Source organism: Streptomyces sp. NPDC104371, from assembly GCF_055583785.1.
The window spans coordinates 380795-398852 of the sequence record NZ_JBVJNF010000006.1 but is presented as its reverse complement, the minus strand read 5'-3'; the positions used below and the strand labels follow the sequence as shown (position 1 = coordinate 398852).

Below are 18058 nucleotides of genomic sequence, written 5' to 3'. Positions count from 1 at the left end.
GGGGAGGGCGGTCATCGACCGGTGCCCCCGTAGACGACGGCCTCGTCGCTGTCGGAGTCCAGGCCGAACGCGGTGTGCACCGCGCAGACCGCTCCCGGGACGTCGTCCGCGCGCGTCACCACGGAGATACGGATCTCGGAGGTCGAGATCAGCTCGATGTTCACGCCCGCGTCGCTCAGCGCCTCGAAGAAGGCCGCCGTGACACCCGGGTTCGTCTTCATGCCCGCGCCGACGAGCGAGATCTTGCCGATCTGGTCGTCGTAGCGCAGCGAGTCGAAGCCGATCGAGTTCTCGGCCTTGTTCAGCGCGTTGATCGCCTTGCGCCCGTCGGTCTTCGGGAGCGTGAAGGAGATGTCCGTCAGTCCGGTCGCCGCTGCCGACACGTTCTGCACGACCATGTCGATGTTGATCTCGGCATCGGCGATGGCCCGGAAGATCGAGGCGGCCTCGCCCGGCTTGTCCGGCACACCGACGACCGTGATCTTGGCCTCGGAGGTGTCGTGAGCGACACCCGAGATGATGGCCTGCTCCACCTTCTTGTCCCCTTGCTGAATCGGCTCGCTGCTGACCCACGTGCCCTGCAACCCGCTGAAGGAGGAGCGTACGTGGATCGGGATGTTGTAGCGACGCGCGTACTCCACACAGCGGTGGAGCAGCACCTTGGACCCGGACGCGGCCAGTTCGAGCATGTCCTCGAACGAGATCCAGTCGATCTTCCGGGCCTTCTTCACCACCCGCGGGTCGGCGGTGAACACACCGTCGACATCGGTGTAGATCTCGCAGACCTCGGCGTCGAGGGCGGCGGCGAGGGCGACGGCCGTGGTGTCCGACCCGCCGCGCCCCAGCGTGGTGATGTCCTTCTTGTCCTGGCTGACGCCCTGGAACCCGGCGACGATGGCGATGTTGCCCTCGTCGAGGGCGGTCCGGATACGGCCCGGCGTGACGTCGATGATCCGGGCCTTGTTGTGGACCGAGTCGGTGATGACACCCGCCTGGCTGCCCGTGAACGACTGTGCCTTGTGCCCCAGGTTCTTGATCGCCATGGCCAGAAGGGCCATCGAGATCCGTTCCCCGGCCGTCAGCAGCATGTCGAGTTCACGCCCGGCAGGGATCGGGGAAACCTGCTCCGCGAGATCGATCAGCTCATCCGTCGTGTCGCCCATCGCGGAAACGACGACGACAACATCGTTGCCGTTCTTCTTCGCTTCCACGATCCGTTTGGCGACGCGCTTGATGCCCTCGGCATCGGCAACGGAGGAACCTCCGTACTTCTGCACGACCAGGCCCACGTGCGCTCCTCGCTCAGTCCGTCTCTTTCCGCACCTGCCACCTGCACATGTGCGGTGCAGTGCGGTCGGCTCAGTCTATCGAGCGACCGAATTCCCATTCCGGGATACCGCATGGTGAGATATTCCGCCTCACCCGCACCGCCCCGGCATTCTTCGGGCCCGCCCCTCGGAAGGGCGACGGATTCACCGCCGTTCCGCCAAGGGACTTCGTCCGCTCCGCACGGCGTCTGCCCCGGCTCGGACGCGGTACGCGAAAACGTGCCCTGTGTCACAGAAGAAATCTCCGGGGCGGGGCTCGCGCATTAGAGTGCGGCCGTGCGCTTACTCCTGGTGGAAGACGACGAGACGGTTGCCGAATCGCTCCTGCGGGTGGTGCCGGGCGGCTCGGTGGACCGGGTCACCACGGGCGCGGCGGCGCTGGCCCACCCCGGCCCGTACGACGTCGTACTCCTCGATCTCGACCTGCCGGACGACGACGGCTCGGCCGTGCTCAGGGAGCTGGTGCGGCGCGGCGGGGGCACCGGTCATCGTGCTGTGCGCACGCGGCGATCACGCCGCCCGGCAGCTCGCCCACCAACTGGGCGCCGACGACTACGTGGGGAAGCCGTTCGAGGCGAGCGAGGTGCTCGCGCGGATCAGAGCGGTGGTGCGGCTGCCCCGTGCGCTGCGGCAGCCCGGCGACGGCCCGGAGCGCCATGGCACCCGGCTGACGATCGACCGCGCGACCGCGCGCGTCCACGTGGACGGCGAGGAGGTCACGCTCTCGCTCAAGGAGTACGACTTCCTCGTGTGCCTGGCCGATGCGCCCGCGACGGTGCGGACCCGCCGCCTGCTCCTGAAGGAGGTCTGGCGCACGGACTGGCACGGCCCGGCGACGGAGCTGGACGTGTGCGCGGCACGGCTGCGCCGAAAGCTGGCGGGCGCGGTCACGATCGAGTCCGTACGGGACGTCGGGTTCCGTCTGATGGTTCCGGAAGGCGACTTGGCGGAGTCCGCCGACTGACGCTTGCCTGGCTCTCGGGCGGGGTCAGGTGACCGAGCGCAGCCCGAGCGGTCCGGCGATCTCCCGGGCCATGACCCGGCCCGCCTCCTCCGCGAGGGTGTCGTCGCCGAGGCCCTGGTCGGTGTCGAGGCCGTTCAGCTCCTCCAGCGGCTGGTTCAGCCGCACATGCGCGACCACGGACTGAAGGGCGCGCAGCGCCGCGGACGCGGTCGAGCCCCAGTTGGAGAAGTACGAGAACTGCCACCACCACAGCGCCTCCGTGGTGCGGCCGGCGCGGTAGTGGACCATGCCGTGGCGCAGGTCCGTGATGACGTCCGCGAGGTCGTCGGAGATCCGGGCCGGGACCGGGGCCTTGCGCGGCTCGTACGGGTCGAAGACCTCCGAGTAGACGTCGACCGGCTCCAGCATGGCGGCGAGGTGCTCGCGCAGGTCGTCCGCGTCGGGCTCCGGGCCGGGGTCCGGCTCGTAGCGCTCCTCGGGCACGATGTCCGCGTGCGCGCCGAGGCGACCGCCCGCCAGCAGCAACTGGGAGACCTCCAGCAGGAGGAAGGAGATCGTCGATTCGGGCTCGTCCCCCTTGGCGACCTCCGTGACGGCGACCAGGAAGCTCTCGATCTGGTCGGCGATCTGCACCGCGAAGTCGTCCGGGTCCTGCGTCGTGGAGTGCAGCGTGGCGTCAGACATCTAGGAGTCGTCTCCCCTCGAAGGCGCGGCCGAGGGTGACCTCGTCCGCGTATTCCAGATCGCCGCCCACCGGGAGGCCGCTGGCCAGCCGGGTGACCTTGAGGCCCATGGGCTTGATCATGCGGGCGAGGTACGTGGCCGTGGCCTCGCCTTCCAGATTCGGGTCCGTGGCCAGGATCAGCTCGGTCACCGTGCCGTCGGCCAGCCGCGCGAGCAGTTCCCGGATCCGCAGGTCGTCCGGGCCCACGCCCTCGATCGGACTGATCGCGCCGCCGAGTACGTGGTACTTGCCGCGGAACTCACGGGTGCGCTCGATCGCGACGACGTCCTTCGGCTCCTCCACCACGCAGATCACCGACGGGTCGCGGCGCGCGTCACGGCAGATGCCGCACAGCTCCTCCTGCGCGACATTGCCGCAGGTCGCGCAGAAGCGGACCTTCTCCTTGACCTCGAGCAGCGCCTGGGCGAGCCGACGGACGTCGGTCGGCTCGGCCTGGAGAATGTGGAAGGCGATCCGCTGCGCGCTCTTGGGACCGACGCCGGGCAGTCGCCCCAGTTCGTCGATGAGGTCCTGAACCACGCCTTCGTACAACGGACTGCCTTTCGCGAAAGAGCTTCGGTACCAACGTAGCCGGGCTCGTTCCCCGGTTCGCGGGGAGGTGGCCCCTGCCTCCGGTCAGGAGGCACGGGCCGATGGACTCAGAACGGCAGGCCGGGGATGCCGCCGCCGCCCAGGCCCTGGGCCAGCGGGCCGAGCTTCTGCTGCTGGAGCGCCTGCGCGTTGTCATGTGCGGCCTTGACGGCCGCGACGATCAGGTCGGCGAGGGTCTCGGTGTCCTCCGGGTCCACCGCCTTGGGGTCGATCACCAGGCCGCGCAGCTCGCCGGAGCCGGTGACCGTGGCCTTCACCAGGCCACCGCCCGCCTGGCCGTCGACCTCGGTCCGCGCCAGTTCCTCCTGGGCCTGGGCGAGGTCCTGCTGCATCTTCTGGGCCTGCTGCAGCAACTGCTGCATATTGGGCTGGCCACCACCGGGAATCACGATGAAGCTCCTGGTTTCGAACGGTACGACTGTCAGGGTTTCGCACGGCTGTCAGGGCGGAGTGTGCCGCCTGGCACGAGCCTACGTGGTCACCGGAACGCGCGCTGCGGTAGTCCGTCCGGACTTGCCGCGCCCCCGCTACGGCACTCTTTCGAGTGAGTTTGAGAGTGGCCTCATACCTGACCAAGCCCCACTTCCGGGCGGAAATGCGGTGAAACCGGGAGCCTCACCACCCCGCGGAAGGTAGGAAGGATGCGGCGCTTCAGCACCATGCGTCACCAGGAACGCGCGGAGCGTGCGTCGCGGAACGTTGGAGCCGTACGTAGGGAGTGCCGGGTGAGTCAGCCGGAGATGCAGCCCGAGGGGCCGCCCCGGAGGGGGCGGGGCGATGGTGCGGCGGGGCTGCGGCCGGGCGACCTCCTGGGGCGGCCGTTCCCACAGGGCGACTGGGGGGAGCCCGCGCCGCGCCTGGACGAGCTGTACCGCTGGGTGGAGGACCGCGCGCTGGAGACGGTCACCTGGTATCTCGCGGACCGGGTGGCGAAGCGGCGGTGGGCGCTGCTGCTGCGCGGGGGCGCCGCGCTCGGCGCGGTCTGCGGGGCCGCGCTGCCGCTGCTCGATCTGAGCGGGGTGATGACCGGGGTCGCGCCCTGGGCGTATCTGTCGCTGCTGCTCGGGGTGGCGTGTGTGGCCGCGGACCGGTTCTTCGGGGTGACGTCGGGCTGGATGCGGGATGTGGCGACCGCGCAGGCGGTGCAACGGCGGCTCCAGGCGCTCCAGTTCGACTGGGCGGCGGAGAGCGTGCGCGAGGTGCTCGGACCGGCGGAGGGGACCGCGGGAGAGGCGGCGGAGCGCTGCCTCGTGGTGCTGCGGCGGTTCTCGGAGGACATGGTGGAGCTGGTACGGGCGGAGACGGCGGACTGGATGACGGAGTTCCGGACGGGGTCGGCGCCGCTGAGCATCCAGAGCGCGGGGGCGTCCGCGCCCCGGCCGGAGGGCACGGCGCCCGGCCGGTTCGTCCCGCCGACGGGGGCCCGCCCGAACATGCCGCGGCAGCGGCCCCCGGAAGCGCGCTGAGGGCTGTCCCGCGGCCCCGGCGTCAGTCCGCCCTGGTGAACGTCAGGGTCGCCCCGGTGGTCGTGTTCAGGCGCTCGAGGCGGCCGTCCGGCAGGAGCGTCAGCTCCGTCGGCTCGCCCGGCGCGCAGGACTCCGCCGGGCCGGCCGAGACCTTGGACGGGCCGATCTCCACCGGACCGTCGCCGCTGGGCCGCTCGGTCAGGTTCGCCAGGAAGAGGCAGTGGTACGTGGCGCCGTTGTCGGCGGGCCCGTCCGCCGACAGGGAGAGCACGGTGTCCCCGACCTCGCCCTGCTGGATGACCAGCCGCCGGGTGTGGTGCCCCTTGTCGTTGTCGATCGAGGTGTCCCAGGTGCCGAGGTAGGCCGTGGGGAGGAGGCCCGCCTCGGGCGACCGCGAGGCCGGTGTCGAGGGCGGCCCCGAGGTCGTGCCCCGGGTGGGGGCGTCGGAGGTGGTCGGGCCGGGGCTCGTGGCCACCGTGCTGCCGCCGCCCCGGGTGCTCCCGTCGCCGCGCATCAGCGCGTACACCGAGCCGCCCGCGCCGATCGCGACCACCACGGCGGCAATGAGCAGCGCCACGGTGGAGCGGCTGCTTCTGCGCCGGGGCGGCGGCTGTCCCGGATCGCCCTGTCCCGGATCGCCGTAGGGGTGCCCCGCGTACGGCGGCGGGCCGTAGGCCGGTGTCGAGCCGAGGGCGGGCCCGTAGCCCGGCGCCGGGGCGCCGCCCCAGCCGCCGCCCTGCGGGGGTCCGTACGCGGGCGCCGGGGGCTGGGGATGCTGCTGCGGGAAGCCGTAGGCCGGGTGCGCGGCGGGCGGCTGTGCGACGGGCGGGACGTCCGGCGGGGAGTAGGCCGGGTGCGCGGCGGGCGGGACGTCCGGCGGGGGCGGGTGCCCGGAGCCGACGGCCTGGGTGGGCAGCCGGTCCAGGTCGGCGGGTCCGGGCGGCGGCGAGACCGCGCCGTCCGGGGCGTCGGCCGCGGGCGCGTGCTCCGGGGAGGCCTCGGGCGCGCCGCCCGCCGGGGCCGACCCCGGCCGCTTGACCAGGTCGACAGGGGCGGCCGCAGAAGCCGTGGGAGCCGGGGCGTCCTCCTCCGGGTCCTCCGTGTCCAGCAGGCGCACCGCCTGGCGGCCGAGCTGGGCGACCAGCGCGCTCGGCAGCCAGGGGTCCCGGCTCCGCCCGCCGGAGACCGTGTCCTCGGCGCCCGTACGCTCCAGGATCTGCGCCGGGGTGGGCCGTGCCGCCGGGTCCTTGCGCAGACAGTCCCGTACGAGATCGGCGAGTTCCTCGGGCAGGTCCGTGAGGTCGGGCTCCTCCTGCGCGATACGGAACATCAGCGCGTGCGCCCCGCTGCCCGCGGCGCCGAAGGGAAGGGCGCCCGTGGCCGCGAACGCGAGGACGGACCCCAGGCAGAAGACGTCGCACGCGGGCGTGATCCGGTCGCCGCGCACCTGCTCGGGCGCCATGAACCCGGGCGACCCGACGAACGCGCCGGTCCGGGTGAGCCCGTCGTCGGTCAGGGTCTCCAGGGCGCGGGCGATACCGAAGTCGATGACCCGCGGCCCGTCGATGGTCACCAGGACGTTGGACGGCTTGAGGTCGCGATGGATGAGCCCGGCCGCGTGGATGTCCTGGAGGGCATGGGCGAGCCCGGCGGCCAGGATGCGCACCGAGCGCTCCGGCAGGGGGCCGTGGTCGTGCGAGATCACGGTCTGGAGGGTGGGTCCGGCCACGTATCCCGTGGCGACCCAGGGGATCGCGGCCTCGGTGTCCGCGTCGAGGACGGGCGCGGTCCAGTGGCCGCCGACCCGCCGCGCGGCCCGCACCTCCTGCCGGAAGCGGGCCCGGAACTCCTCCCGCTCGGCCAGCTCCTGCCGTACGAGCTTGACGGCGACGGTACGGCCCCGGTCGGAGCGGGCCAGATACACGCTCCCCATGCCTCCGGCGCCGAGCCGCGCGAGCAGCCGGTACGCCCCGATCCGCGGTGGATCCCCCGCCGCGAGCTTCTCCATCGCCGCGTCACCTTCCCCCCTGTGTGGGCGACAGCCAGAGGATAGTGCTGTCCGCGGACCGTGCTGTCCGTCGTAGAGGAAGTCGGTCGGGGCGGCGCCCGCGGTTCCGTGACGGCCCGCCACTCCCCCGTCTGTGTCCGTCGACTGCCCCGCCCATGTCCGTCGACTGCCCCGTCCGCGGCTGTCGGCACGCGACAACCTGTCGCGGAAACCCATCGTCCGCAGACAGGACGCCCATGTCACGTCCTCGCCCGGCCCACCTACCCTCGGGCCCATGACGCCTCAGACCGATCCCCAGGCCGGCGCCGCCGTCAAGGCCGCGGACCGTGCGCATGTCTTCCACTCCTGGTCAGCTCAGGACCTCATCGACCCGCTCGCCGTCGCCGGGGCGGAAGGGTCGTACTTCTGGGACTACGACGGCAACCGCTACCTCGACTTCGCGAGCGGGCTCGTCTACACCAACATCGGCTACCAGCACCCGAAGGTCGTCGCCGCGATCCAGGAACAGGCCGGCAAGCTGGCCACGTTCGCGCCCGCCTTCGCCATCGAGGCCCGGTCGGAGGCGGCCCGGCTGATCGCCGAGCGCACCCCCGGCGACCTCGACAAGATCTTCTTCACCAACGGCGGCGCCGACGCGGTCGAGCACGCCGTGCGGATGGCCCGGCTGCACACCGGCCGCTCCAAGGTGCTCTCCGCGTACCGCTCGTACCACGGCGGCACCCAGCAGGCCGTCAACATCACCGGGGATCCGCGCCGTTGGCCCTCCGACAGCGGCACGGCGGGCGTCGTCCACTTCTGGGCGCCGTACCTGTACCGCTCGCGCTTCTACGCCGAGACCGAGCAGCAGGAGTGCGAGCGGGCGCTGGAGCACCTGGAGACGACCATCGCCTTCGAGGGTCCGGGCACCATCGCCGCGCTGATCCTGGAGACGATTCCGGGCACCGCCGGGATCATGGTCCCGCCGCGCGGCTACCTCGCGGGCGTGCGCGACCTGTGCGACAAGTACGGGATCGTCTTCGTCCTCGACGAGGTGATGGCCGGGTTCGGCCGTACCGGCGAGTGGTTCGCGGCGGACCTCTTCGAGGTGACCCCCGACCTGATGACCTTCGCCAAGGGCGTGAACTCCGGCTATGTGCCGCTCGGCGGCGTCGCCATCTCCGGGAAGATCGCGGAGACCTTCGCCAAGCGGCCCTACCCGGGCGGTCTGACCTACTCCGGGCACCCCCTGGCCTGCGCCGCGGCCGTCGCCACGATCAACGTGATGGCCGAGGAGGGCGTCGTCGCGAACGCCGCCGTCGTCGGCGCGCAGGTCATCGAGCCGGGCCTGCGCGAACTGGCCGCACGGCACCCCTCGGTGGGCGAGGTGCGCGGCGTCGGCATGTTCTGGGCCCTGGAGTTGGTGAAGAACCGCGAGACGCGCGAGCCGCTCGTGCCGTACAACGCGGCCGGTGAGGCCAACGCGCCGATGGCCGCCTTCGCCGCCACCGCGAAGGCGAACGGCCTGTGGCCCTTCGTCAACATGAACCGTACGCACGTCGTTCCGCCCTGCACCATCACCGAGGCGGAGGCCAAGGAAGGCCTCGCCGCCCTGGACACGGCGCTGTCGGTGGCCGACAAGTACACGGAGCAGTGAACGGCGGTACCCCGACCCCCCACCGCGTAAGGTGACGTGCTCCGAGCAACACGACAGGAACACGTATTCGTACGCGGATGGGGGACCCAGACCACCATGGCCGGCATTGGCGCCGTTACCCGAAGCACCCTGCGGCAGCAGATCGCGGACGCGCTGCGCGACGAGGTGCTGGCCGGCCGGCTCCAACCGGGGCAGGAGTTCACGGTGAAGGAGATCGCCGAGCAGTACGGCGTCTCCGCCACCCCCGTCCGCGAGGCCCTGGTCGACCTGTCGGCGCAGGGCCTGCTGGACGCCGTGCAGCACCGCGGCTTCGAGGTCCACGCCTACTCGCTGAGCGACTACCGCGCCATGCTCGAGGCCCGCGGTCTCATCACCGACGGCCTCTTCCGCCGCCTCATCGATGCCGAGGGCAAGGCCGTCGGCGAGGCCCCCCGGCACAGCCTCGCGCTCGGGCCGATACGCCGCCGCGGCGAGGAGGCCGCCCGCGCCGCGACCGCCGGTGATCTGAACATCCTCATCGGCTACGACCTGCGCTTCTGGCGTGAGGTGAGCGCCCTGGTCGGCAACCCCTACCTCGCCGACTTCCTGCATCGGCTGCGGGTGCGGTCCTGGGTGTGCGCGGTCCAGCATCTACGCGGGTCGACCGGCCTCGGGGACCGGCTGTGGTCCGGACACCCCCGTCTCGTGGACGCCCTCGTGCACCACGACCCCGTCGCGGCGCACGCCGTGGTCACCGACTACCACGCGCACTCCCTCGGACTGCTCGGGCAACCGGCCGAATGAGCGCTCCGGCGACGGAGTCGATCCTCTGTGGGTAGGAGACCTGGCACAGCCGCGGCGCCCACGCCGACTACGCTGCCTGCACCACACCGATAAACCGAGGAGCTTACCGTTGGCCTGTGACCTGTGGCTGGTCCCGCTTGTCGACGTGTTGTGCCACACCCCCGACAACCCGTTCGCCGAGGAACTCGCCCTCTACGACCGGGCGCTGGTCGAGGTCGGACTGCCTCCGGTGCCGATCTACCAGTACATGCCGGGGCTGAACGGCGAGGTGGCACCGGTCGCGGGCTTCGACTACGAGGCGCTGCACTTCCTGCGCCGCGCCTATCTCCTCCAGCTCTCCGGCCTCGCCGTCACCCCGGTCGACGAACTGGGCGGCGACTACGAGCAGTTGCTGGAGATGTTCGAGGCGACGGCCCAGCAGTCGCATCTGGTGTGGCACTACGACCACGCGGGCGCGTATCTCCCGATCGACTTCGCCCATCCGCTCTCCAACGACGAACTCCTGGAGACCGGTGGCCCGTTGGGGTCCAGCCAAGCGCTGCTGCGGGAGCTGGAGTTCGTGGCCCCCGCGATCGGCATCGACCCGGCCAACCCGCCCGCCGCCCCCGAACCCCCGCTCGCCCCCACGGAGTTGGAGGAACCGGCCGCCACGGCCCCCCACGACCCGAGCCCCTTCGCCCGCGAACGGCACGTCTGGCTGGGCCTCCACGCGGCGGCGACGCGCAGCCTGGCGCAGGGCTCGATGATCGTCTTCGGCTGACCCCACCAGGGCGCCCGCCCGGACTACGACGTCGACTTCACCGTCAGGTCGCCGTTCGTCGTCGACAGGTCGAGGCGGTACGTGCCCGCCGGGTCGTTGTCGAAGTCCACGTTCTTGTCGCCGTGGGAGGTGTCCGCCGAGATCCGGTACTTGGCGGGCGGGGCGGTGACCGTGAGGCTGCCGTTGGACGTGCGCGCCTTGATGTTCTCCGGGACGGCCGTCCGGATCGTCACCTCGCCGTTCGACGTCTGTGTGTCGATGTCGCCGCCCTTGCCACCCTTGACGTCGACGCCGCCGTTGGACGTGCGCAGCTTCACGGGGCCCGTCGCGTCGGTCACCGCGATCTGGCCGTTGCTCGTGTGCACGTCGACCGCGCCGGTGCCGGTCAGCGTGAGGCCCCCGTCGGAGGTGCCTCCCGTCACCGGGAGACCGGCGGGCACCTTGACGGTGTAGTCGATCCCGCAGTCCTTGCCGCAGCCGGAGAGCGTCAGGACGCCGTCCTCGACGTGGAAGGACGTACCGCTCGGCTTGTCACCGCGGTAGTCGACCTTGCGATGCACGGAGATCGTGGAGACGTGGGCCGAGGCGTCCACCTTCACACCCCCGTGCTCGTTGTCGAGCCGGACCGAGGTGACCTTCCCGGACACCTCGGCGTCGTCCTCGAAGGTCTTCTGGCCGAGGGCCGAGCACGCGGACAGGCCGCCGACCGTGAGTGCGGCCAGAGCCACCGCTGTCAGGACGCGAGTGTGTGAGCGACGCATGAAAGTCCCCCCGTACGGACCGAGTTGAGTCGTTGATCAATCATCGGGATCCTACCGAGCCGTACTCTCGCCGGCGCTGGAGAAGCCGCGACGGCCGGTGCAGCGGACTGTGCACCGGCCGTCGTGGCGAAGCTCCCCGTGGAGCTACCCGTCAGATGAACGAGTTGATCTCGATCGTCTCGTCCCGGCCCGGACCCACGCCGATCGCGGAGATCGGGGCGCCGGACATCTCCTCCAGGGCCTTGACGTAGGCCTGGGCGTTCTTCGGGAGGTCGGAGAACGTCTTGGCCTTCGTGATGTCCTCCTGCCAGCCGGGCAGGTACTCGTAGACGGGCTTCGCGTGGTGGAAGTCGGTCTGGGAGTAGGGCAGTTCCTCGACCCGGCGGCCGTCGATCTCGTAGGCGACACAGACCGGGATCTGCTCCCAGCCCGTGAGCACGTCGAGCTTGGTCAGGAAGAAGTCGGTGAGACCGTTCACGCGGGTCGCGTACCGGGCGATCACCGCGTCGAACCAGCCGCAGCGGCGGTCACGGCCGGTGGTGACACCGCGCTCGCCGCCGATGGTGCGCAGCGCCTCGCCGTCCTTGTCGAGCAGCTCGGTCGGGAAGGGCCCCGAGCCGACGCGCGTGGTGTACGCCTTCAGGATGCCGATGACGCGGCCGATCTTCGTCGGACCGACGCCCGCGCCCGTGCAGGCGCCGCCCGCCGTCGGGTTGGACGACGTCACGAACGGATACGTGCCGTGGTCGATGTCCAGCAGCGTGCCCTGGCCGCCCTCGAAGAGGACCACCTTGTCGTCGTCGAGCGCCTGGTTGAGGACCAGGACGGTGTCGGCGACGTACGGCTTGATCTGCTCGGCGTAGCCCAGCAGCTCCTCGACCACCTGGTCGACGGCGATGGCGCGCCGGTTGTAGAGCTTGGTGAGGAGCTGGTTCTTGACGTCGAGGGCCGCCTCCACCTTCTGGGTGAGGATGGACTCGTCGTAGAGGTCCTGCACACGGATACCGACGCGGTTGATCTTGTCCGCGTAGGTCGGGCCGATGCCCCGCCCCGTCGTACCGATCTTGCGCTTTCCGAGGAAGCGTTCCGTCACCTTGTCGACGGTGACGTTGTACGGCGTGATGATGTGCGCGTTTCCGCTGATCAGGAGCTTGGACGTGTCGACGCCACGCTCGTTCAGACCGCTCAGCTCGGAGAGCAGGACCGACGGGTCGACGACAACACCGTTGCCGATGACGGGCGTACAACCGGGCGACAGAATGCCGGAAGGGAGGAGGTGGAGCGCATACTTCTGGTCACCTACGACCACCGTGTGGCCGGCGTTGTTGCCGCCCTGGTAGCGCACCACATAGTCCACTGACCCACCGAGCAGGTCGGTGGCCTTTCCCTTGCCTTCGTCACCCCACTGAGCACCGAGCAGCACAAGTGCGGGCACGCGCGTACACCCCTTCCGGGCGGGGCATGTCCAGGGTCAGGGGGCGTACGCGGAGGGTCCACCGCCGCGTGCACCGCGACCGTCGTTGGCCGCAACCGTCGGACCGGATGCCCCGGAATAGACGAAGCCCCTGGCGCAATAGCGCAAGGGGCTCTTGCACAAAGATGCTACCCGAGGAAGCGAGGCAGGACCGAGGTGGCGACTTCCGACCAGCTTCTCGTGGTCATCGACCCGGTCGCCCGTCGCAGTGACGGTGAGGCGGTACGAATCGCGAAAGACGTGCTCAGCGGGGGTGCGACGACCAAGGTGTGCCTCCCGGACGGTCCGGAGGAATTCGCCCGCGCGCTGTCGCGCAGGGGGTCCAGGCGGCCGGTGGTCGTGGGCGACGACGGTGCGCTGCTGCGCGCGGTGGGCGTGCTGCACCGCAGGCGGGAGCTGGCCACGACGGGCCTGTCCCTGGTGCCGGTCGGGACCGGCCTGTCGCTGGCGCGGTCGCTGGGGGTGCCGACGGGGGCGGTGGCGGCGGCGCGGGCGGTGCTGGACGGGGTGGAGCGACGCCTCGACCTGCTGGTGGACGACAGCGACGGGGTGGTCCTCGGGGGCCTGCGGATCCCGTCCGCACCGGGCGTCGCCGCCGTGCCGACGGCCCGGGACGCCACGCCCGTCCGGCCGTGGCTGCGGATGCGCACGTCCCTCGTCCGCACGCTGACGCCGCGCCCGCCCCGGAGCACGGCCTCCCCCGGGCCCTCGCGGCTGCGGGTCGAGGTCGACGGGGTGATGCTGATCGACTTGGACCAGCCGCTGGAGGGGGTGACCGTGACCCCGGGGGGTCCGGGCCTGGCCGAGGTCGAGGTCCACCCGACACCCCTGGGGAACCCGCTGCGGATGAGCGGGCGCCGGGTGACGGTCTCGGGAACGGACTTCCGCTACCGAGCGGACGCGGCGATCGCGGGACCGGTACGGACCCGGACGTGGGTGGTGAGAGAGGCGGCGTGGGGGCTCACGCTGCCTTCCGGCGGGGGTGCGGGGGCCGAAGGGGTCCTCTGAGACCTGGCGGGACCCCGACGCCTAGGGTGCCGTGCCAGACGCCGCGGGGCTGGGGGCACCTCCCGGCCGAAGGCTGGGGGAGGGACTTTCGAAACACGCCCTAGGGGGCCTCCTGGCCGAAGAGTTCGTCGCGATGGACTCGCCAGCGCTGCATGACCTGGGAGAGTTCGTCCGCCATGAACTCGAAGAAGGCGACCGTCTCCGCCATGCGCCGACCCGCGGGGGTCTCCGCCCCGAGGCTGTCGACGCCCTCGCGCAGTGCGCGTTCCCAGCGCTTGAGCACCGCGTCGCGGTTGGTGATCGCCTCGTACCACTGGTCGCTGTGCACCCGGTAGCGCTCGCGCCGCGAGCCGGGCTCGCGCTCACGGCGGACCATGTGCTGCTGGGCCAGATAGCGCACCGCGCCGGAGACGGCGGCCGGGCTGACCTGGAGCAGCTCCCCCAGCTCCGCGGCGGTCATCGCGCCGGAGTCGGAGGACAGCAGCGCCGCGAAGACCCGCGACGGCATCCGTGCCATCCCGGCCTCGACGAGCTGCGCCGCGAAGCCCTCCACGAAGGACGACACCGCCTTCGGGTCCCGCTCCACCGCGCTCGACTCCGCCATCTCTGGTCCTCCCTCTCCCCGTTCGGCCGCCATGTCCCAGTGTATCCCGCTCAATTTATACGCTTCCTTAACTTCACAAATTTCTGAAAGAAGCGTACGTTCTGAACCATGACGAAGGCCATCACCGTCTCCGGACTCCACAAGGCGTTCGGGACGACTCACGCGCTGGACGGGCTCGACCTGACCGTCGAGACGGGCGAAGTACACGGCTTCCTCGGCCCGAACGGCGCCGGGAAGTCCACCACCATCCGGGTCCTGCTGGGCCTGCTGCGCGCCGACTCCGGCGCGACCCAGGTGCTCGGCAAGGACCCGTGGAAGGACGCCGTGGAGCTCCACCGCCGCGTCGCGTACGTCCCGGGTGACGTCACCCTGTGGCGCAACCTCTCGGGCGGAGAGGTCATCGACCTGTTCGGCCGGCTGCGCGGAGGCCTCGACCAGCGGCGCCGGACGGAGCTGATCGAGCGGTTCGAACTGGACCCGACGAAGAAGGGGCGGACCTACTCCAAGGGCAACCGCCAGAAGGTCGCCCTCGTCGCGGCCTTCGCCTCGGACGTCGATCTGCTGATCCTGGACGAGCCGACGTCGGGCCTCGACCCGCTGATGGAAGAGGTCTTCCAGCGCTGTGTGGCGGAGGAGCGCGACCGCGGCCGGACGGTCCTGCTGTCGAGCCACATCCTGAGCGAGGTCGAGGAACTCTGCGACCGGGTGAGCATCATCCGCAAGGGACGCACGGTCGAGAGCGGCTCGCTCGCCGATCTGCGCCATCTGACCCGGACGAGCGTCACCGCCGAACTCGCCGGACCGCCGAACGGGCTCGCGCATCTGCCCGGCGTCCATGACCTCGACATCCAGGGGCTCCGCGTCCGGCTTCAGGTCGACACGGACAAGCTGGACGCGGTCCTCCGGTCGCTGAGCGAGTCGGGCGTACGGTCGCTGACGTCGACGCCGCCCACCCTGGAGGAGCTGTTCCTGCGGCACTACCAGGAGGACCTCCAGGAGAACGTCCGGGCAGCGGCGGTGCGGTCATGAGCGTCGCAGCACCGGCGGCCCCGGCACGTGCCGCCCGCTCCGGTCAACTGACCAGCACCGGCACGCTGTTGAGGTTCGCGTTGCGCCGGGACCGGGTGCTGATCCCGGTCTGGGTCGCGGTGAACGCGCTGATGGTCCTGTCGATGCCGGGCACCCTCAAGGGCCTGTACGACACCCCGGCCGCGCGCGCCGACCTGGTCGGCCAGTTGGCCACCAACCCGTCGCTGCGCGCCATGGTCGGACCGCTCTTCGGCGACTCGATCGGCGCGCTCACCGCCTGGCGCGCCGGTGTCTACGCCGGGCTGCTCGCCGCGGTGACGAGCCTGCTCGTCGTCGTACGGCACACCCGGGACGAGGAGGAGAGCGGACGGCAGGAGCTGATCTCGTCGGCGCGGGTGGGACGACGCGCCCCGCTGACGGCGGCGCTGCTGGCCGCGGCGGTCGCGAACGGCGTACTGGCGCTGCTGATCGCCGGGGGCCTCGCGGGCCAGGGCGGCGCCGGGGCGCTGGCGACGGGGCTGGGGATCGCCGGGGTGGGCATGGTGTTCGCCACGATGACGGCGATCGTCGTCCAACTGACCGAGAGCGCGCGGCTGGCCCGCGGGCTGACGAGCGCGGTGCTCGGCGCGGCCTTCGTCCTGCGCGCGGCGGGCGACGCGGCGACCGACGACGGCTCGTCGGTGCTGACCTGGCTCTCGCCGCTCGGCTGGCTGGAGAACGTACGGCCGTACGCGGACGAGCGCTGGTGGGTGCTGCTGCTGCTCGTGGCGGCGACCGCGGCCCAGGGCGCGGTGGCCTACGTCCTGGCGGGCCGCCGCGACCTCGGCATGAGCTTCCTGCCCACCCGGCCGGGCCCCGCCGCCGGACGCCTGGGCTCGACGGGCGCGCTCGCCTGGCGGTTGCAGCGCGGGAGCGTGCTGGGCTGGAGCATCGGCTTCTTCGTCGCGGGCGTCGTCTACGGCGGGCTGGCGGACGGCGCGACCGACCTCGTCGGCGACAACGCCAAGGCGCGCGAGATCTTCCAGCGCATGGGTGGCCACGCCGCGCTCACGGACGCGTTCCTCTCGGCGATGGTGGGGATGATGGGCCTGGTCGCGGCCCTGTACATCGTGTCGGCCGTCCTGCGCCTCGCGGGCGAGGAGACCTCGGGACGGACGGAGCCGGTCCTGGCGAACGCGGTGGGCCGACTGCGCTGGGCCGCCGGTCATCTCGTGATCGCGTTCGGCGGCGCGGCCCTGATCATGGTGGTGGCGAGCCTGGGCTTCATGGTGGGCTTCGGCGGGAAGCCCGGCCCGATCCTGGGCGCCTGCCTGGTACAGCTCCCCGCGGTCTGGGTGATCGGCGGCATCGCGGTCCTGCTCTACGGGGTACTGCCCCGGGGCGCGATGGCGGCGTGGGCGGTGGCCGGGGTGACGCTGCTGATCGGCTGGGTGGGCCCCGCCCTGAACGTCCCGCGCCTCGTCCTGGACCTCTCGCCCTTCGGCCATCTGCCGAAGCTGCCGGGCGGGGAGATGCAGTGGACCCCCGTACTCGTCCTGACGGTGCTGGCGGCAGCGCTGGTGGCCGGGGGGCTGGCGGGACTGCGGAAGCGGGACATGAGCGGCTGAGGACACCTCGGCCGGCCCAGCCGCCGCCCCGGATCATCGGCTGATCACCGAACAGGTGATCAGCCGACGTCCACGTGCAGGCCCTTCAGGCCCCTCATCACGAAGTTCGGCCTGCGGTCCGGGGGAGTCGCGAGGCGCAGGTCCGGGGCCCGGGTCAGCAACGCCCGCATCGACGCCGCCAGTTCGACGCGGGCCAAGGGGGCGCCGATGCAGTAGTGGATGCCCGCGCTGAAGGAGATGTGCGGGTTGTCCTCGCGGGTCAGGTCCAGGCGGTCCGGGGTGTCGAACACCGCGGGGTCGTGGTTCGCCGAGCCGAAGAGCATCGCGATCTCCGCGCCGCGCGGGATCACCGTGCCGTCGATCTCGATCTCGTCCAGCACCCAGCGTTCGAAGAGCTGGAGCGGGGTGTCGTAGCGCAGCAGTTCCTCCACGGCGGAGGGGACGAGCGTGTGGTCCGCGCGCAGGGCCGCGAGCTGGTCCGGGTGGCGCAGCAGGGCCCACCAGCCGTTCACCGTCGCGTTCACGGTCGCCTCGTGGCCCGCGTTCAGCAGCAGCACACAGGTCGAGATCATCTCCTGCTCGGTGAGGCGCTCGCCCTCGTCGTACGCTGCGATCAGGCCCGAGATCAGGTCCTCGCCGGGGTCCCGGCGGCGCGCGGCGATCAGGTCGCGCAGATACGCGGAGAACTCCACCGACGCCCGCACCGCCCGGTGGGCCGTCTCCGGCGCCGGGTTCAGCTCGTACATCCCGCAGATGTCCGCCGACCAGGGCCGCAGTCGGGCGCGGTCGGCCTCGGGGATGCCCAGCATCTCGGCGATCACCGCGACCGGCAGCGGTTCGGCGACCTCGGTGAGCAGATCGCCGCCGCCCGCCGCGACCAGGCGGGCGGCCAGGTCGTCGGCCAGTCGGTGCACATACGGTGCGAGCCGCTCCACGGTCCGCGGGGTGAACGCCTTGGAGACCAGGCGCCGGATGCGGGTGTGGTCCGGCGGCTCCAGGTCGAGCATGCCGTGGTCGTTCAGCGTGTGGAACGGCTCCTGCTCGGGCGGCGGCGCCGTCCGCCCGAAGTCCTCGTGGCTGAACCGGTGTTGATAGGTCCGGCCCAGGCGCCGGTCGCGCAGCAGCGCCGAGACGTCCGCGTGGTGCGGGACCAGCCACTGGTCCGTGGGCTCGTAGTAGTGCACCCGGCCGCGCGCACGCAGCTCGGCATAGGCGGGGTACGGGTCGGCGACGAACGCCGGGTCCCAGGGGTCGAAGGCGAGAGCGGGCGGTACGGCCATGTCCGGACGCTAGCCGC

At 71.5% G+C, this 18058-nt stretch carries 18 protein-coding genes; 8 read left to right on the top strand and 10 right to left on the bottom strand.

The features are described from left to right. Positions 1-11: 11 nt before the first annotated feature. Together ACZ60T_RS21100 and ACZ60T_RS21095 are read right to left on the bottom strand one after the other, a co-directional pair. Positions 12-1289, bottom strand: coding sequence for an aspartate kinase (locus ACZ60T_RS21100; RefSeq protein WP_365631444.1), 1278 nt, complete (start codon positions 1287-1289; stop codon positions 12-14). Positions 1290-1610: 321 nt separating this feature from the next. After that, entirely contained in the window at positions 1611-1817 is a 207-nt protein-coding gene (locus tag ACZ60T_RS21095; RefSeq protein WP_469667227.1) for a hypothetical protein, read from the bottom strand. 1 nt (position 1818) lies between these two features. Between ACZ60T_RS21095 and ACZ60T_RS21090 the strand changes: the two genes are divergently transcribed. Next, positions 1819-2292, top strand: coding sequence for a response regulator transcription factor (locus tag ACZ60T_RS21090; protein ID WP_469667226.1), 474 nt, complete (start codon positions 1819-1821; stop codon positions 2290-2292). 24 nt (positions 2293-2316) lie between these two features. On the opposite strand, the gene ACZ60T_RS21085 is transcribed toward ACZ60T_RS21090, so the two are convergent. The 3 genes from ACZ60T_RS21085 to ACZ60T_RS21075 all read right to left on the bottom strand — a co-directional run bounded on the left by ACZ60T_RS21085 (position 2317) and on the right by ACZ60T_RS21075 (position 4017). Beyond that, a complete protein-coding gene (locus ACZ60T_RS21085) occupies positions 2317-2976 on the bottom strand; it encodes a DUF5063 domain-containing protein (protein WP_365631440.1) in 660 nt (219 codons plus the stop codon). Continuing rightward, the gene (gene recR / locus ACZ60T_RS21080; protein WP_469667225.1) at positions 2969-3568 is read right to left on the bottom strand and encodes a recombination mediator RecR; all 600 of its coding nucleotides are present in this window, start codon (positions 3566-3568) and stop codon (positions 2969-2971) included. Before recR ends, ACZ60T_RS21085 begins: the two co-directional genes overlap by 8 nt. Before the next feature lie 107 nt (positions 3569-3675). Further along, the gene (locus ACZ60T_RS21075) at positions 3676-4017 is read right to left on the bottom strand and encodes a YbaB/EbfC family nucleoid-associated protein (RefSeq protein ID WP_365631436.1); all 342 of its coding nucleotides are present in this window, start codon (positions 4015-4017) and stop codon (positions 3676-3678) included. Between the two features lie 336 nt (positions 4018-4353). On the opposite strand from ACZ60T_RS21075, the gene ACZ60T_RS21070 reads away from it, so the two are divergent. After that, a complete protein-coding gene (locus tag ACZ60T_RS21070; RefSeq protein ID WP_252425122.1) occupies positions 4354-5094 on the top strand; it encodes an SLATT domain-containing protein in 741 nt (246 codons plus the stop codon). 22 nt (positions 5095-5116) lie between these two features. Here ACZ60T_RS21070 and ACZ60T_RS21065 read toward each other — a convergent pair whose 3' ends face one another. Further along, positions 5117-7102, bottom strand: a complete 1986-nt coding sequence (locus ACZ60T_RS21065; RefSeq protein WP_469667223.1) for a serine/threonine-protein kinase — start codon at positions 7100-7102, stop codon at positions 5117-5119. A gap of 274 nt (positions 7103-7376) precedes the next feature. Between ACZ60T_RS21065 and ACZ60T_RS21060 the strand changes: the two genes are divergently transcribed. The 3 genes from ACZ60T_RS21060 to ACZ60T_RS21050 all read left to right on the top strand — a co-directional run bounded on the left by ACZ60T_RS21060 (position 7377) and on the right by ACZ60T_RS21050 (position 10278). After that, on the top strand, positions 7377-8735 hold the full coding sequence (locus tag ACZ60T_RS21060; protein WP_365631430.1) for an aspartate aminotransferase family protein: 1359 nt from the start codon (positions 7377-7379) through the stop codon (positions 8733-8735). Between the two features lie 96 nt (positions 8736-8831). Then, positions 8832-9518, top strand: coding sequence for a GntR family transcriptional regulator (locus ACZ60T_RS21055; RefSeq protein WP_469667222.1), 687 nt, complete (start codon positions 8832-8834; stop codon positions 9516-9518). A gap of 109 nt (positions 9519-9627) precedes the next feature. After that, complete coding sequence (locus tag ACZ60T_RS21050; protein ID WP_469667221.1) at positions 9628-10278, top strand: hypothetical protein; 651 nt, start codon at positions 9628-9630, stop codon at positions 10276-10278. A 23-nt stretch (positions 10279-10301) separates the two neighbouring features. On the opposite strand, the gene ACZ60T_RS21045 is transcribed toward ACZ60T_RS21050, so the two are convergent. Both ACZ60T_RS21045 and ACZ60T_RS21040 read right to left on the bottom strand, forming a co-directional pair. Next, positions 10302-11006: a DUF4097 family beta strand repeat-containing protein gene (locus ACZ60T_RS21045; RefSeq protein ID WP_469667220.1), complete on the bottom strand. Its 705-nt coding sequence runs from the start codon at positions 11004-11006 to the stop codon at positions 10302-10304. Between the two features lie 184 nt (positions 11007-11190). Beyond that, positions 11191-12474, bottom strand: coding sequence for an adenylosuccinate synthase (locus ACZ60T_RS21040; RefSeq protein WP_365631422.1), 1284 nt, complete (start codon positions 12472-12474; stop codon positions 11191-11193). 195 nt (positions 12475-12669) lie between these two features. On the opposite strand from ACZ60T_RS21040, the gene ACZ60T_RS21035 reads away from it, so the two are divergent. Further along, positions 12670-13521: a diacylglycerol kinase family protein gene (locus ACZ60T_RS21035; protein WP_365631420.1), complete on the top strand. Its 852-nt coding sequence runs from the start codon at positions 12670-12672 to the stop codon at positions 13519-13521. 100 nt (positions 13522-13621) lie between these two features. Here the strand turns inward: ACZ60T_RS21035 and ACZ60T_RS21030 are convergent, their stop codons facing one another. Next, a complete protein-coding gene (locus ACZ60T_RS21030) occupies positions 13622-14125 on the bottom strand; it encodes a GbsR/MarR family transcriptional regulator (RefSeq protein ID WP_365631418.1) in 504 nt (167 codons plus the stop codon). Between the two features lie 108 nt (positions 14126-14233). Here ACZ60T_RS21030 and ACZ60T_RS21025 point away from each other — a divergent pair, with 108 nt between their 5' ends. Both ACZ60T_RS21025 and ACZ60T_RS21020 read left to right on the top strand, forming a co-directional pair. Beyond that, on the top strand, positions 14234-15154 hold the full coding sequence (locus ACZ60T_RS21025; RefSeq protein ID WP_365631416.1) for an ABC transporter ATP-binding protein: 921 nt from the start codon (positions 14234-14236) through the stop codon (positions 15152-15154). Further along, a complete protein-coding gene (locus ACZ60T_RS21020; RefSeq protein WP_469667219.1) occupies positions 15151-16761 on the top strand; it encodes an ABC transporter permease in 1611 nt (536 codons plus the stop codon). The genes ACZ60T_RS21025 and ACZ60T_RS21020 overlap by 4 nt, the downstream gene beginning before the upstream one ends. Positions 16762-16820: 59 nt before the next feature. Here the strand turns inward: ACZ60T_RS21020 and ACZ60T_RS21015 are convergent, their stop codons facing one another. Further along, positions 16821-18041 (bottom strand): cytochrome P450, encoded by a 1221-nt coding sequence (locus tag ACZ60T_RS21015; protein ID WP_469667218.1) that lies wholly within the window; start codon positions 18039-18041, stop codon positions 16821-16823. Positions 18042-18058: the final 17 nt, after the last annotated feature.